Origin of the sequence: Bordetella genomosp. 7, from assembly GCF_002261265.1 — a bacterium.
GTDB lineage: Bacteria > Pseudomonadota > Gammaproteobacteria > Burkholderiales > Burkholderiaceae_B > Bordetella_A.
Map to the genome: position 1 here is coordinate 497,766 of NZ_NEVK01000006.1, position 15,199 is coordinate 512,964.

The 15,199-nt window shown below is 65.2% G+C and carries 13 protein-coding genes and 1 tRNA gene; 4 read left to right on the forward strand and 10 right to left on the reverse strand.

Annotation, left to right across the window (positions count from 1 at the left end; translation table 11 throughout):
- The first annotated feature begins 84 nt into the window (after positions 1 to 84).
- Positions 85 to 159: transfer RNA gene (locus CAL19_RS13300), tRNA-Arg, on the forward strand.
- 153 nt (positions 160 to 312) lie between these two features.
- Positions 313 to 1,560, forward strand: coding sequence for a D-alanyl-D-alanine endopeptidase (pbpG, locus tag CAL19_RS19965; RefSeq protein ID WP_249276313.1), 1,248 nt, complete (start codon positions 313 to 315; stop codon positions 1,558 to 1,560).
- A gap of 21 nt (positions 1,561 to 1,581) precedes the next feature.
- Here pbpG and CAL19_RS13310 read toward each other — a convergent pair whose 3' ends face one another.
- The 5 genes from CAL19_RS13310 to CAL19_RS13330 all read right to left on the reverse strand — a co-directional run bounded on the left by CAL19_RS13310 (position 1,582) and on the right by CAL19_RS13330 (position 5,225).
- A complete protein-coding gene (locus CAL19_RS13310) occupies positions 1,582 to 1,962 on the reverse strand; it encodes a ribbon-helix-helix domain-containing protein (protein ID WP_026640050.1) in 381 nt (126 codons plus the stop codon).
- Positions 1,963 to 2,071: 109 nt separating this feature from the next.
- Entirely contained in the window at positions 2,072 to 2,650 is a 579-nt protein-coding gene (locus CAL19_RS13315) for a DJ-1/PfpI family protein (protein ID WP_094797031.1), read from the reverse strand.
- A 181-nt stretch (positions 2,651 to 2,831) separates the two neighbouring features.
- On the reverse strand, positions 2,832 to 3,320 hold the full coding sequence (gene ybaK, locus CAL19_RS13320; protein ID WP_094797032.1) for a Cys-tRNA(Pro) deacylase: 489 nt from the start codon (positions 3,318 to 3,320) through the stop codon (positions 2,832 to 2,834).
- Positions 3,321 to 3,392: 72 nt separating this feature from the next.
- On the reverse strand, positions 3,393 to 4,337 hold the full coding sequence (gene xerD / locus CAL19_RS13325) for a site-specific tyrosine recombinase XerD (RefSeq protein ID WP_026640047.1): 945 nt from the start codon (positions 4,335 to 4,337) through the stop codon (positions 3,393 to 3,395).
- A gap of 12 nt (positions 4,338 to 4,349) precedes the next feature.
- Complete coding sequence (locus CAL19_RS13330) at positions 4,350 to 5,225, reverse strand: LysR substrate-binding domain-containing protein (protein ID WP_026640046.1); 876 nt, start codon at positions 5,223 to 5,225, stop codon at positions 4,350 to 4,352.
- Positions 5,226 to 5,431: 206 nt separating this feature from the next.
- On the opposite strand from CAL19_RS13330, the gene CAL19_RS13335 reads away from it, so the two are divergent.
- Both CAL19_RS13335 and CAL19_RS13340 read left to right on the forward strand, forming a co-directional pair.
- Positions 5,432 to 7,129 carry a thiamine pyrophosphate-binding protein gene (locus tag CAL19_RS13335; protein ID WP_094797176.1) on the forward strand — a complete coding sequence of 566 codons (1,698 nt, stop codon included), beginning with the start codon at positions 5,432 to 5,434 and terminating at the stop codon, positions 7,127 to 7,129.
- 44 nt (positions 7,130 to 7,173) lie between these two features.
- Positions 7,174 to 8,367 carry an acyl-CoA dehydrogenase gene (locus CAL19_RS13340; protein ID WP_026640044.1) on the forward strand — a complete coding sequence of 398 codons (1,194 nt, stop codon included), beginning with the start codon at positions 7,174 to 7,176 and terminating at the stop codon, positions 8,365 to 8,367.
- A gap of 693 nt (positions 8,368 to 9,060) precedes the next feature.
- Here the strand turns inward: CAL19_RS13340 and CAL19_RS13345 are convergent.
- From CAL19_RS13345 to CAL19_RS13365, 5 genes are all read right to left on the reverse strand, one after another.
- On the reverse strand, positions 9,061 to 9,495 hold the full coding sequence (locus CAL19_RS13345; RefSeq protein ID WP_026640043.1) for a MaoC family dehydratase: 435 nt from the start codon (positions 9,493 to 9,495) through the stop codon (positions 9,061 to 9,063).
- A gap of 84 nt (positions 9,496 to 9,579) precedes the next feature.
- Positions 9,580 to 10,821: a benzoyl-CoA 2,3-epoxidase subunit BoxA gene (gene boxA, locus CAL19_RS13350; protein ID WP_094797033.1), complete on the reverse strand. Its 1,242-nt coding sequence runs from the start codon at positions 10,819 to 10,821 to the stop codon at positions 9,580 to 9,582.
- A gap of 29 nt (positions 10,822 to 10,850) precedes the next feature.
- Positions 10,851 to 12,278, reverse strand: a complete 1,428-nt coding sequence (gene boxB, locus CAL19_RS13355; RefSeq protein ID WP_026640041.1) for a benzoyl-CoA 2,3-epoxidase subunit BoxB — start codon at positions 12,276 to 12,278, stop codon at positions 10,851 to 10,853.
- A gap of 70 nt (positions 12,279 to 12,348) precedes the next feature.
- On the reverse strand, positions 12,349 to 14,007 hold the full coding sequence (gene boxC, locus CAL19_RS13360) for a 2,3-epoxybenzoyl-CoA dihydrolase (RefSeq protein WP_094797034.1): 1,659 nt from the start codon (positions 14,005 to 14,007) through the stop codon (positions 12,349 to 12,351).
- 101 nt (positions 14,008 to 14,108) lie between these two features.
- Entirely contained in the window at positions 14,109 to 15,017 is a 909-nt protein-coding gene (locus tag CAL19_RS13365) for a helix-turn-helix transcriptional regulator (protein WP_026640039.1), read from the reverse strand.
- Positions 15,018 to 15,199: the final 182 nt, after the last annotated feature.

Below are 15,199 nucleotides of genomic sequence, written 5' to 3' on the forward strand. Positions count from 1 at the left end.
GCGCAACGCCGTACAGCGGCATAAGCCGATGCTAGAATTCCGATCTTGCCCGCAGCCTGCGCACGGCTGCCGATCGCCTGGCAACTCGCCGTAGTTAAATGGATATAACCGGCCCCTCCTAAGGGTCAATTGGTGGTTCGATTCCACCCGGCGAGGCCATCCCCACCCCCGTGTTGCGCCCCGGCTATCGCGCCCACCCGCCCCACAGTTAAAAAAACTGTTTAAATCTGGCGCGTAACCCTATAATTCAACTGGATTTTTCCCGGCTCCGCTCAAGCCGCCCCCTCTTTCGCCATTTTCCCTGGTAGTGCTATGGTTTTTCGTTGGAAGCGCGTCTTCGCGGCCGCATTGGTACCGCTGACATTGGCACTGTCCGGGCTGTTGCCGGAAACGGCGCTGGCAGCCAAGGCCGGCGACCCCTGCAAGGCCAATGCGAAATCGGCCGCCTGCAAGGCGGCCCGGGCCAAGACGTCAGTTTCCGGCACGGCCGCCAAGGCCGCGCCCAAGAAGGCCGCCGCCAGGCAAGGCGCCAACGCGAAAGCCACGGCCAAGAAAGCCACTGCCAAAAAGGCCACTGCGAAGAAAACCGCTACCAATAAGGCCGCTGCCAAAAAAGCCACTGCCAAGAAAACGTCCGGCACAAAGGCGGTAGCCAGCAAAGGCGCTTCCAGGAAAGGCGCCACCAAATCCAGGGCGACCAAGAAAACCAGCGTCGCCGCAAAATCCAAAACCGCCAAGACCGCCACTGCGCGCCAGCGTGCCAGCGTGGTGGCGGCTGTCGCCGCGTCGTCGGCGGCATCGGTGCGAGCCGACATCGAAGCGCTGCGGTCCAGCACCGCCTACGTGCAAGACCTGGAAACCTCTACGGTGCTGTTCGCCAAGAACGACAACGTGGTGCGCCCCATTGCATCGATATCCAAGCTGATGACGGCCCTGGTGGTGGTGGACGCCCATCAGCCCATGGACGAAATGCTGGAAGTCACCGAAGAAGACATCGACACGCTCAAGCACACGTCGTCGCGCCTGACGGTGGGCACGCGGCTGAGCCGCGGCGATATGCTGCATCTTGCGCTGATGTCTTCGGAAAATCGCGCCGCCAATGCGCTGGGCCGCCATTACCCCGGCGGGCTGCCGGCGTTTGTGGAAGCCATGAACAGCAAGGCGCGCGCACTGGGCATGACCAGTACCCGCTTCACCGAGCCCACGGGCCTGTCCAGCCGCAATGTCTCGTCTCCGCGCGACCTGGCGCGCCTGCTGCGCGCCGCGTCGCAGCGTCCGCTGATACACCGCTATTCCACCGACGACCAGTACGAGGTCGACATCGGCAATCGCACGCAGGTGTTCCGCAACACCAACCTGCTGGTGCGCAAGTCCGACTGGGATATCAAGGTATCGAAAACCGGTTATATCAACGAGGCCGGCGAATGCCTGGTCATGCTGGCCCGCATCAACGGCCGCGACGTGGCCATGGTGCTGCTGGATTCACAAGGCAAGTTGTCGCGCATCGGCGATGCCGTGCGCCTGCGCCGCATTCTGCAAAGCGACGTGGCAATGCTGTAGGGCCTGGGCGCCCCGGCGCGATCAGGCAGCCACGCGCCGCGGCGGCGGGGTTTCCGGCAAGGCGTCGGGCAGCCCGGCCAGCACGGCGCGAGCATCCAGCGTGCGGATCGGCACCGCCACATCGACGGGAATGCGCCCGTCGGCCTGCAGTATCTCGTAGCGCAGGCAGCATACCCGCAAGAACGACGTGAAATTCGCCGCCTCGCCGCGATACTGGATCAGCTCGTCATAGAGCCGTTCGATCAGTTGGTTGACCCGCATGCCATCGCGCGTGGCGATTTCTTCCAGCACCGCCCAGAACAGCCGCTCGAGGCGCACGCTGGTGGCCACGCCGTGCAGGCGCAGCGAACGGGTTTCCGGCGCATATGAGTCGGGATGGGCACGAACGAAAATCTCGCACATGGCGCGGGCCTTTCATCAGTGGGCAGGACCCCACTGTACGATTGCGCGAGCTCTCGGTGCAAGCCGGCCGCGCGCGGCGGCGCACGCCCGAGCGCCGCGCGCAAGGGCATCAGTGGGTGATGGTCGTGCCCAGCACGGCGAGAAACTGCGCCAGCCATGCCGGGTGGGCCGGCCAGGCAGGCGCGGTGACCAGGTTGCCGTCGGTGTGCGCCTGGTCGATGGCGATTTCCGCGTAGGTGCCGCCTGCTGCCCGGACTTCGGGCGCGCACGCCGGGTAAGCCGAACATGTGCGCCCCGTCAGGATGCCTGCCGCCGCGAGTATCTGCGCACCGTGGCATACGGCCGCGATGGGCTTGCCGGCCTGGTCGAACTGCCGCACGATCTGCAAGACACGGTCGTTCAGGCGCAGGTATTCCGGCGCCCGGCCCCCGGGGATGACGAGCCCGTCGTACGCATCGGCATCGGCCTGCTCGAAATCGTAGTTCAGCGCGAAATTGTGCCCGCGCTTTTCGCTGTAGGTTTGCGCGCCTTCGAAATCGTGGATGGCGGTAGCGACGCTGTCGCCCGCCTTTTTGCCGGGGCACACGGCGTGCACGGTGTGCCCCACCGCCTGCAGCGCCTGGAAGGGCACCATGGTTTCGTAGTCTTCGGCGTAATCGCCCACCAGCATCAGCAGCTTCTTGCCCATATCCGTCTCCTGGTTGCGGGGCGGTGGCCGACTGCCGTGGCGACATCGCGCGACGCCCCTTGTGTTTACGTTGCAAGCCATATGCCCGCCAAGGCAGCACGGCTGCAAGTCTGGTACCGATCGGGCCATTGTGCGGCAATCGCTGCCGCGCGGGGTAGTAACGGAATACCGCAGACGCGGCTTATTCCAGCGCCACCGATACCGGCCTGGCCTGCAGCAGGTCGACCAGCGCCTGCGGCGCGATGCCGACCAGATAGCCGCGCCGCCCGCCGTTTATATAGATGAGAGGATATTCGAGCACCTGCGCTTGCACCCATACCGGCATGCGCTTGCGCGTGCCGAAGGGCGATGTGCCGCCGATCTGGTATCCGGAATGGCGCTGCGCGACCTCGGGATGGCAGGGCGCGACCTTTTTCAGCCCCGCCTGGCGCGCCAGGTTCTTGGTGGAGACTTCGCGGTCGCCGTGCATGATGACCACGAGCGGGCGGGCCGCTTCGTCTTCCATGATGAGCGTCTTGGCCACCAAATGCGGATCCAGGCCCAGCTGGCGCGCGGCCTCCTGCGCGCCGCCATGGTCGACGTAATCGTAGACGTGCTCGGTAAAGGGCACGTTGTGCCGCTTCAACATCTGCGTGGCGGGCGTTTCGGAAACGTGGCGGGCTTTGCTCATGGCGCGGGCCTGGCGCGTCGCGGCGGGTAGAGGAGCCCGTAGTGTAGGCATGCGCCACCCCACCGCGCAACGCTACGCGCGCGGATGGTGCGCGGCATGCAGGGCCTTGAGCCGTTCCCGGGCCACGTGCGTATAGATCTGCGTGGTGGAAATATCGGCGTGCCCCAGCAGCATCTGCACCACACGCAGATCGGCCCCGTGATTGAGCAGGTGCGTCGCGAACGCGTGGCGCAGCACGTGCGGCGACAGGGGCGCGCGCACGCCTGAAATCACCGCGTACTTCTTGATCAGTTGCCAGAAGGCCTGGCGCGTCATGGGCTCGGCGCGCGCGGTCAGGAACAGGGCATCGCTGGCCCGCCCGCCGGCCAGTTCGGGCCGCGCCTCGCGCAGGTACCGGTCGATCCAGTGCGCGGCCTCGGCGCCCAGCGGCACCAGGCGGTCTTTACCGCCCTTGCCCATCACCACCCTCACCACGCCTTCGTTCAGGCTGACCTCGAGCACCTTGATGTTGACCAGCTCGGACACCCGAAGCCCGGTTGCGTACAGCGTCTCGAGCATGGCCCGGTCGCGCAGGCCCCGCGCGCGGTTCAGGTCGGGCGCGCGCAACAGCGCCTCGACCTGCGCCTCGGTCAGCGTCTTGGGCATGCGCGGGGGCTGCCTGGCCGCGCTGAGCGTCAGGCAGGGGTCGCTCTGGCAGCGGTGCTCGCGCAACGCCCAGGCGTAAAAGCGCCGCAATGCCGCGAGCCGGCGATTGGCGGTGGTGGCGCGGCTGTCGGCATGGCGCGCGGCAAACCAGGCCTGGATATCGGCGGTGGTTGCGTCGCGCAGTTGGCCCGCAGCGGCCGCGCCCAGGTGCTCGGCCGGCGTTTCCAGCCATTGCGCGAAGGCGGTCAGGTCGCGGCGGTAAGCGGCCAGGGTATTGGCCGCCAGCCCGTCTTCGAGCCACACGGCATCGATGAAGGCGTCGATATCGGCTTGCGAAGCCAGCGGAACATCTGTGTGGTGCGGCACAGGCATGGATTCTACGGATCAGGCCGTGGACTTCAACCAGGTCTCGAAAACGCGCAGCGCGTCGGGCCGGTCGTCGCTTTGCGGATAACCGAAGTAATAACCCTGCCCCACCGATAGCACCTGGGCGACGGGCTGCACCAGCACGCCCGCCTGCAGCGCCGGCTGCGCAAGAAAGTGCGGCACCAGCCCCACCCCCAGGCCCGCCTGGGCGGCCGCCAGCACCATGGTGAACAACTCATAGCGCGGCCCGCCGGCCGCCTGGGGCCCGTAGGCCAGGCCCTGCGCGTTGTACCACTGGCGCCAGGCCTCGGGACGCGAACTCAAGTGCAGGTGGGTCAGGCCGGCCAGGCCATCGTCGGGCTGGCGCGGCAACGATGGCGCGCATACCGGCACCAGCTCTTTCTCGGGAAACAGCAACACCCCCTGGGTGCCGGGCCAGATCCCGCTGGCGTGATACAGGGCGCCATCGAACGGCTGGTCCTTGAACTGAAACGGCAGCGTGCGCACCGACAGGCTGACCGTAATGTCCGGATGTAGGCGATGGAAATCCGCCAGACGCGGTATCAGCCAGGTAGTGGCCAGGGTGGGCACGACGGCAATGTGGATGCTGCGTCCCATGCCGGTGCGGCTGACCAGGCCGAATGTGTCTTTTTCGATCTGTTCCAGGTGATGCCGTATGCGGCCCGCGTACTCGGCCCCGTGGTCCGTGAGCACGATGCGCCGCCGCACGCGGGTGAACAGCTGCACGCCCAGGCGCTCTTCCAGGCTGGCCACCTGCCGGTACACCGCGCTGTGCGTCAGCGCCAGCTCTTCGGCGGCTCGCGAAAAGCTGCCCAGCCGGGCCGATGCCTCGAAAGCCTGCAATGCGCTAAGGTTGGGAATGCCGTTTCTCATGTCATGGGAAGATAGCTGCGCGGCGCCAGGCCGACGGCCGGCCGCGCGGAAACACGCGGCTTGCGGGCGACGTGCCCGCAGGTCACTATATTGTGCAATTTTATCAATTGCCTTGTGCAGGCAAGGAACATTATGCTCGACAGCTTGCATTCCGCCCACCGTGGCGGAATTTCGCGGCTGACCAAGGCTTGTATTACCGGTTCATTATGACGAATCCCTCTTCACCTCCCCGCGCGCCCCGGCTGGGCGGACACATTCTGGTCGACCAACTGGCCGCCCACGGCGTCAAGCATGTTTTCTGCGTGCCCGGCGAAAGCTACCTGGCCGTACTGGACGGCCTGCATGACGCCAGCATCGAAGTCACGGTGTGCCGCCAGGAAGGCGGCGCGGCCATGATGGCCGACGCCCATGGCAAGCTGACCGGCGAGCCCGGCATCTGCATGGTGACGCGCGGCCCGGGCGCGGCCAACGCACTGGCAGGCGTGCACATCGCCAAGCAGGACTCCGCGCCGATGATCCTGTTCGTGGGCCAGATCGAACGAGGTATGCGCGAGCGCGAAGCGTTCCAGGAAATGGACTACCGCGCCGTGTTCGGCACGCAGGCCAAGTGGGTCACCGAAATCGACCAGATCGAACGCATTCCCGAACTTATCTCGCGCGCCTTCCATGTCGCGACGTCGGGCCGCCCCGGTCCGGTGGTGATTGCGCTGCCCGAAGACATGCTCACCGAGACGGCCAGCGTGCCCGACGCGCCGCGCTACGAAGTGATCGACGCCGCGCCCGCAGCGGGCCAGCTCGACGAACTGCAGCAATTGCTCGCGCAGGCGCAGGCCCCCGTGGCCATCCTGGGCGGCACGCGCTGGAACGCGCAGTCCGTGGCTCAGTTTGCCGATTTCGCGCAGCGGCTGTCCTTGCCCACGGCGGTGTCGTTCCGCCGCCAGATGCTGTTTCCGGCCGACCACCCCTGCTTTATCGGCGACGTCGGCCTGGGCATCAACCCTGCCCTGGCCAAGCGGGTGGCCGATGCCGACCTGATCCTGCTCGTGGGCGGACGCATGTCCGAAAACCCCAGCCAGGCTTACACCCTGCTCGACATCCCGGTGCCGCGCCAGAAGCTGGTGCACGTACACCCCGACAGCGCCGAACTGGGCCGCGTATACCGTCCCACCCTGGCGATCAACACCTCGCCGGCCGCCTTCGCGGCGGCGCTGGCGGGCGTGCAAGGTCCGGCGCAGCCCGCCTGGGCCGCCGGCACGCCGGCCATGCGGCAGTCTTACCTGGACTGGAGCGATCCCGCCAAAGTGCGCACGCCGGGCGCCCTGCAAATGGGCGAAGTCATGGCATACCTGGAACGCACCCTGCCGGCCGACGCCATCATGACCAACGGCGCGGGCAACTACGCCACCTGGCTGCACCGCTTCCACCGCTTTACGCGTTACGGCACACAACTGGCGCCTACGTCGGGCTCGATGGGCTACGGCCTGCCGGCGGCCGTCGGCGCCAAGCGCGTGCAACCGGATAAAACCGTGGTTTGCTTCGCCGGCGACGGCTGCTTCATGATGCATGGCCAGGAATTTGCCACGGCGGTGCAGTACCAGTTGCCCATCATCGTGGTGCTGGTCGACAACGGCATGTACGGCACCATCCGCATGCACCAGGAAAAACACTATCCCGGCCGTGTATCGGCCACCGCGCTGCAGAACCCCGATTTCGCCGCCTACGCCCAGGCCTTTGGCGGCTACGGCGAGCGCGTCGAGACCACCGAGCAGTTCGGCCCCGCCTTCGAGCGCGCCGTGGCCAGCGGCAAGCCCGCCATCCTGCATTGCCTGATCGACCCGGAAACCATCACCCCGTCGACCACGCTGGAAAAAATTCGCGAATCGGCGCTGCAAGCCCGCAAATAAGCGGCCGCAGCGCCCACCCCTACCCTTACATACCGGAGACCTTCATGTCGTCGAACCCCACCTTCCATTGGCAAGACCCGCTGCTGCTGGACCAGCAGCTTACCGACGAAGAGCGCATGGTGCGCGACGCGGCCGTGGCCTATGCGCAAGACAAACTGGCGCCGCGCGTGCTCAACGCCTTCCGCAACGAACAGACCGATCCCGAGATCTTCGCCGAAATGGGCGAACTGGGCCTGCTGGGCGCCACCATTCCGTCCGAATACGGCGGCGCCGGCCTGAACTACGTCAGCTACGGCTTGATCGCCCGTGAAGTCGAGCGCGTGGATTCCGGTTATCGCTCGATGATGAGCGTGCAGTCGTCGCTGGTGATGGTGCCCATCAACGAATTCGGCAGCGAAGCCCAGAAGCAGAAATACCTGCCCAAGCTCGCCCGCGGCGAATGGATCGGCTGCTTCGGCCTGACCGAACCCAACCACGGCTCCGACCCCAACGGCATGGAAACCCGCGCCGTGCAGGTCGACGGCGGCTACAAGCTGTCGGGCAACAAAATGTGGATCACCAACTCCCCCATCGCCGACGTCTTCGTCGTATGGGCCAAATGCGTGGGCGGCGAATTCGACGGCAAGATCCGCGGCTTCATCCTGGAAAAAGGCATGAAGGGCCTGTCCGCCCCCGCCATCCACGGCAAGGTCGGCCTGCGCGCCTCGATCACCGGTGAAATCGTCATGGATGAAGTCGAAGTTTCGGCCGACCAGATGCTGCCCAACGTCACCGGCCTGCGCGGCCCCTTCACCTGCCTGAACTCGGCCCGCTACGGCATCGCCTGGGGCGCCCTGGGCGCCGCCGAAGCCTGCTGGCACACCGCGCGCCAGTACACCCTGGACCGCAAGCAATTCGGCCGCCCCCTGGCCGCCAACCAGCTCATCCAGAAAAAGCTGGCCGACATGCAGACCGAAATCACGCTGGGGCTGCAAGGCTGCCTGCGCCTGGGCCGCATGAAAGACGAAGGCAGCGCCGCGGTCGAAATCACGTCCATCATGAAGCGCAATTCGTGCGGCAAGGCGCTGGACATCGCCCGCATGGCCCGCGACATGCTGGGCGGCAACGGCATCTCCGACGAATTCGGCGTCGCCCGCCACCTGGTCAACCTGGAAGTCGTCAACACCTACGAAGGCACCCACGACGTGCACGCCCTCATCCTGGGCCGCGCCCAGACCGGCATCCAGGCCTTCTACTAAACCGGCCGCCGCCTTGTAAAAACCGGGTCCTGTAGTGGGGCCCGGTTCTTTTTGGACATGCGGCATACCAGGACGTTAGACGGAGCGAGTGGGAGGCATCTCGGTGTCAGACACCCTTCGGGAGTCAGACACCTGGCGAATAGCGCAGGGGGGTGCCGGCAGCGGGGGGCATCTCGGTGTCTGACACCCTTTGGGAGTCAGACACCTGGCGAATAGCGCTGGGGGGCTTGCCGGCAGCGGGGGCATCTCGGTGTCAGACACCCTTTGGGTGTCTGACACCTGGCCAAGTCTGCAGATCCACGTCTCTGTCTTGAACCCGGCAGCAGAACACCGATCCGACGCTAGAATCGCACCGCTTCGAGGCCTGCCTGACACAGTCCCGCGCCGTGTGGGCTTGCGGGGCGGCGCGTTGGGCGGCGGGGCAGCCGGCGCAGCCGGCCGAGGGCGCCTGCATGCGCCCGAGCCCGGCGCACGTGCGGCGCCCTGCAAGCCCGCACGGCGCGGGACGGCGCCAGAACCGAACAACGTCCGGGGTTACTGCTGATGTCTCGGTGTCAGACACCCTTCGGGCGTCAGACACCTGGCGGCGACGCCGGAACCGAACAACGTCCCGGGATACTGCCGATGCCCCGGTGTCAGACACCCTTCGGGAGTCAGACACCTGACGGCGATCCGAACAACGGCCTGGGGCGATCAGCTCAAATCGAACAAACTCGTGGCGTCCAGCTCCAGCACCGCTTCATCATGCTGGTTGATCACCACCCACGCCCACGAAATAATCCCCAGGTCATCGCGCGTCGTAGAGCGGCGCACCCCTTGCACACGGGCCCGCAACCGCAGCGTATCGCCCGGCCGCACCGGCACGCGCCAGCGCACCTGCCCCAGCCCCGGCGAGCCGAAAGACTCGGAATCATGCAGCGCCGCTTCCACAGCCAGCCGCATCGCCAGCGCACAGGTATGCCAGCCACTGGCAATCAACCCGCCCCAGCGGCCTTGCTTCGCGCGCTCTACATCAGTATGGAACCATTGCGGATCGTACTGGCGTGCAAACGTCAGAATCTCGGCCTCGGTCACCACCACAGGGCCGCCGTGAATGATCATCCCTTCCTTGAATTCCGCGAACTTCATGATGAACTTCTCAAAAAAGAACGGCGTGCCTTGGCACGCCTGAACGTCACAGGGTAGCCGGGCGCCGGGCCGCGCCCTACGGGGCTAATACGTCTCGAAGTGCAGCCGCCCTTCGCGGCGCAACACATCATGCAGGATAGTCCAATCCTGCCCGCCTTGCACCACCACATCCCGCAACGCCTCCAGCACCCCCGCTTCCATGCCCTTCAACCCGCATACATAAATGCAAGTATCCGGGTCGGCCAGCAAATCGCGGACATCGCCGGCGCGCTCACGGATAAGATCCTGCACATAGCGGCGCGGCTGCCGCGGCTCGCGCGACAGCGCCAGATTGATATCGATAAAGTCACGCGGCAACTTCATCAACGGCCCGAAATACGGCAGCTCGCGCTGCGTGCGCGCCCCGAAAAACAGCATCAGGCGCCCGTTGGTGCCACGCGCGATCCGGCGCCGATAGCGTTCCGTCATCGCCCGCATCGGCGCCGAACCCGTGCCCGTACAGATCATCATCAGGTTCGCACCGGCATGATTGGGCATCAAAAACGTATGCCCGAAAGGCCCGATCACCCGCACCGTATCGTTGCGGGCGAGGTCGCACAGATAGTTCGAGCATACGCCATGCACCGGCTGTCCGGCATGATCATGCGTTACGCGCTTTACCGTCAGCGACAGGTTGTTGTAGCCCGCGCGTTCGCCGTCGCGCGGACTGGCCAGCGAATACTGGCGAGCGTGATGCGCGCGGCCCTGCGCATCGGTTCCCGGCGGCAGGATCCCGATCGACTGGCCTTCCAGCACGGGAAACGGCACATTGCCTAAATCCAGCACAATATGGTGAATGTCGCTGTCCGTGTCCTCGTCCGTCACGCGATAATTGCCCACCACCGTGGCGACGGCTGGCGTCTTGTGCGTGTACAGGTTTACATACGGGTGCGCGGCCGACCAGGGCGGCACCGCAGCCCCCGCTGCGGGCGCCGCCACCACGGCCTCGGCAACGTCCCCGTCTGCAATCGCCCCTACCTGCGCGGGCTCGCCCGCCGCGTCCGCCGGCAGCGGCTTCTCTGCGGGCAGCTCATCCCAGCCGAACTGCTCCTGCAAACTGTACGCCTGCGCGCGCGGCACCAGCCGCCAATTGTCGATCGACCCGGTGGGGCAAGGCGGCACGCAGGCCATGCAGCCATTGCAGATATCCGGGTCGACCACATAGTTGTTGCCATCGTGGGTAATGGCATCAATAGGGCAAGTTTCCTCGCACGTATTGCAGCGGATGCAGACCTCGGGGTCGATGAGATGCTGCCTGAGCACTTCGGGCGGCAAGCGCGCATTCATGGCCGGGCTCCTATCGTGACGCGCATGCGCTAGTTAAAACGCACATACTCGAAATTCACCGGCTGGCGGTTCACCCCCATTACCGGCGGCGCGATCCAATTGGCGAACTTGCCCGGCTCTGCCACCCGCCCCATCAGCGAAGCCACGAAAGCCCTGTCTTGCGCGGTGGGCAGCCACTTGTGGCTGTTTGCCTGCCATTGCTCTTCGGAAAGCACATCGCCTTCGGGCGACACGCGTATGCCTGCCAGCGTGCCGATCTGGCGGTTGAACGCCTTGTGCGGCACCGTCAGCCGGAACGGCAACCCGCTCTTCTCGATAACCTTGTTCCAGCGCCCCACGCCCGCGTTCGAATCGCGGATGAAGTCATCGCGCAGCACCTCGTTCAACGCGTTGAGCATGGGCACCTCCACTTCGCGCAGCCGCCCGCCGTCCACAGTCAGCACGCGGTAGGTGTCGTTCTTGAGCTGGTGGTCGTCATTGCGCTTGCTTTCCTCGTAGCGGCCTTTCAGGCCCGAGCTGTAGAAAATGGCTGCGTTGGAAGACTGGTCGGCGCCGAACAGATCGATGGTGACGCTGTAGTGAAAATTCAAATAGCGCTGGATGGTCGGCAGGTCGATCACTCCGGCGGCGCGCACGGTGGCAGGATCGTCGGTCTTGAGCTGCTTCATCACTTCGCAGGTGCGCTGGATGATGCGCGACACGCCCGACTCGCCCACAAACATGTGGTGCGCTTCTTCCGTCAGCATGAACTTGGTTGTGCGCGCCAGCGGGTCAAAGCCGGATTCGGCCAGCGCACACAGCTGGAACTTGCCGTCCCGGTCGGTAAAGTACGTGAACATATAGAACGCCAGCCAGTCGGGCGTTCTCTCGTTGAACGCCCCCAGGATGCGCGGGTTGTCGGCGTCGCCCGAACTGCGCTCGAGCAGCGCGTCGGCCTCTTCGCGCCCGTCGCGGCCGAAGTACCGGTGCAGCAGATAAACCATGGCCCACAGGTGCCTGCCCTCTTCCACATTGATCTGGAAAAGATTGCGCAGGTCATACTGCGACGGCGCCGTCATGCCCAGGTGGCGCTGCTGCTCGATGGACGCGGGCTCGGTGTCGCCTTGCGTCACGATGATGCGGCGCAGGTTGGCGCGATGCTCGCCAGGCACGTCCTGCCATACGTCCCGACCCAGGTTCTCGCCAAAGTGGATCTTGCGCTGCCCATCCTGCGGGGCCAGGAAGATGCCCCAGCGGTAGTCGGGCATCTTGACGTAATCAAAGTGCGCCCAGCCGTCGGGCTCGACGCTGACCGCCGTGCGCAGATAGACATCAAAATCGTGCGAGCCGTCCGGGCCCATGTCCTGCCACCATTGCAGGTAGTTGGGTTGCCAGTGCTCCAGCGCGCGTTGCAGCGCGCGGTCGCCCGACAGGTTGACGTTGTTGGGGATTTTGTCCGTGTAGTTGATGCCTGACATGTCTGCTCTCTCTCCTTGGTGGGGCGGCCCCTGCGGCCCGCCCGGGCGGTTCCGGAAACACCAGCCGGCGCTAGACGCGGTTCCAGTCGAACGCGGCCTGCTCGCCTTTGCCGTATAGCTTCAAAGCGCCTTTTTCGCCGGCCGCATTGGGACGGTTGAAAATCCAGTTCTGCCATGCCGTCAGACGGCCGAAAATGCGCGTTTCCATGCTTTCGCGTCCGCCGAAGCGCAGGTTGGCCTCCAGGCCGGTCAGGGCGTCCGGCGACAGGGCGCGCCGTTCTTCCAGGGCCAGACGCACTTCGTCATCCCAATCGATGCTGTCGGGCGCGAAGGTCACCAGGCCCAGTTCGAGCGCGCGCGCAGCGGGCAGCGGCTGTCCGGCTGCCGCGCGCACGGCTTCCAGCGGCAGTGTTTCTTCATAAAACCGCCGCTGCAGGCGGGTCTGGCCGTTCAACAGCGGATACGCGCCGAAGTTGCGGTCGCTGACGACGATCTGCGCGGGCGCGTCGGCGTCTTCATCGTCCAGCATGTAGATGCGGTCGGCGGCCAGCGCCAGTTCGAACAAGGTGCCGGCAAAGCACGAGCCCGGTTCGATCAGCGCGAAGATCGACCGCGACGTCACGTCCAGCCGCGCCAGCGTGCGCCGCAACAGCCCGGCAGTCTCGCGCACGAACCAGTGGTCGGCGTGCTGCTGCAGCGCGGCGTCGGCGTCCAGCACTCGCGCAATATCGCCTTCGGTCTTGAACACCCACGTTCCCAGGTCCGGTTCGTTGGCGCGCAGGTTCAGGATCGCGTCATCCAGTTCGCGCGCCATCTGCAGGGGCCACCACGCCGCGCCGGCTTCAACAATGGCATCGATGTCCTGCTCTACCTCGCTTTGCGGGCCGCGTATTGTCCAGGTGGCCAGCCGGCGCGACCGGTCCAGCGTCACCTGTACATGCTGGTACGACAACCGGTCATCGGCAATGGTGCGCGACAGCGGCGTCAGGCTGACGCCGCGCGCGTGCGCCGGGCGATCGCTCTCTTCGGCAAGCGCGGCGGCGCGCGCGCGCACCGCCGCATCGAACTGGGCAGGCTTGACCACATGGTCCACCAGGCGCCAATCCTTGGCGCGCTGGCCGCGCACGCCTTCGACCAGCGTGCAGAAAATGTCGGCCAGGTCGTGCCGCACGCGGCGCTTGTCGGTAACGCGGGTCAGTCCGCCGGTGCCGGGCAACACGCCCAGCAGCGGAACCTCGGGCAAAGCCACCGCCGAAGAACGGTCATCCACCAGGAAGATCTCGTCGCAAGCCAGCGCCAGCTCGTAGCCGCCGCCCGCGCAGGCGCCATTGAGCGCCGCAACGAATTTCAGGCCGCTGTGCCGGCTCGAATCTTCGATGCCGTTGCGCGTTTCGTTGGTGAACTTGCAGAAGTTCACTTTCCAGGCATGCGACGACAGCCCCAGCATGAAGATGTTGGCGCCCGAGCAGAACACGCGGTCTTTCAGGCTGGTGATCACTACGGTGCGAACTTCGGGATGCTCGAAGCGGATGCGCTGCAGCGCATCGTGCAGCTCAATGTCCACACCCAGGTCGTAAGAGTTCAGCTTCAGCTTGTAGCCGGGCCGCAGCCCGCCGTTTTCATCCACGTCCATCGCCAGTGTGGCGATTGCGCCATCAAAACTCAGCTTCCAGTGCCGGTAGCGGCTGGGGTCCGTCTGGAAATCCACGCGGGGGGCGGGGCTGCTCATGCTTGTCTCCTGCATATGAACAATACTGCAGTTAATGAATTAAAGTGCAGATTAGTGCACAAAAAAACGCCCGTCAAGCGGGCGATGCATAAAAATGCAGATCAGAGCGGCAGGCCGCAAGCCTTGCGCACACTGGTACGCAGGCCGCCGAAGCTTTCCTGCAAGCTGATATTGCTGGTGTCCCAGGTAAGGTCGGCCTTGGCGTAGAAGGCTTCGCGTCCGGCCAGGATACGCTTGAGATCGGCCATGGCTTCGTTGTTACCCGACATGGGCCGGAAATCGCCCTGCGCCATGACGCGCGACATATGCTCGTCGGGCGTCGCGCGCAGCCACACGGTGTAGCAATGCGTCAGCAGCAGGTTCAGGGTGGCCGGTTCGGATACCAGGCCGCCCGGCGTTGCCAGCACCATTTCGGGATAGATCTGCACCGCCTCTTCGAGCGCGCGCCGTTCGTAGCGCCGGTAGGCATTGGGCCCATACAGCGCGTGGATTTCAAGGATGCTGCAGCCGGCCACTCTTTCGATTTCACGGTTGAGCTCGACGAACGGATAGCCCAGGTCATCGGCCAGCATCTGGCCCAGCGTGGACTTGCCGGCGCCGCGCAGGCCGATCAGCGCGACGCGCTGGAAGCGGTTGGGCCGCTGGGCGCCGCCGCCCACGCCGAACAATTGCACCAGGGCTTCGCGCGCGCGTTGCAAGTCCGACTCGGTGCGCCCGCTGAGCAGTTCGCGGATCAGCAGCCAGTCGGGCGATTCGGTGGTGACGTCGCCCACCAGTTCGGCCAGGGCGCAGTTGAATGCGCGGGCGATCTGCAGCAACACCAGTATCGAAGCATTGCCGACGCCATGTTCCAGATTGGCAAGATGCCGCTCGGACACCCCCGTGGCCTGCGACAGGCTCTTGCGCGTCATGCCGCGAATGGCGCGCAGGCGCCGGACCCGTTCGCCCAGAGCCACCAGAAACGGCTCGCGGCGGGTTTCTGGCGATTCCTTGTCTAGCGCTTGGATCATGCTGTTTGAACTCCGAGGAAACCCTGACTTTCGCAGTTTTATGCACTATAGTGCTTGACGCTTAGGCTGTGAAGCACTATTTTTCTGTTCAGGCGGCCCGTAATACGCGAGCGCCATCATAGATAAGCATTGCATTGCATGCGCCGTACCAGGCGCGGCGGACAGTGTAAAGGACGAGACAA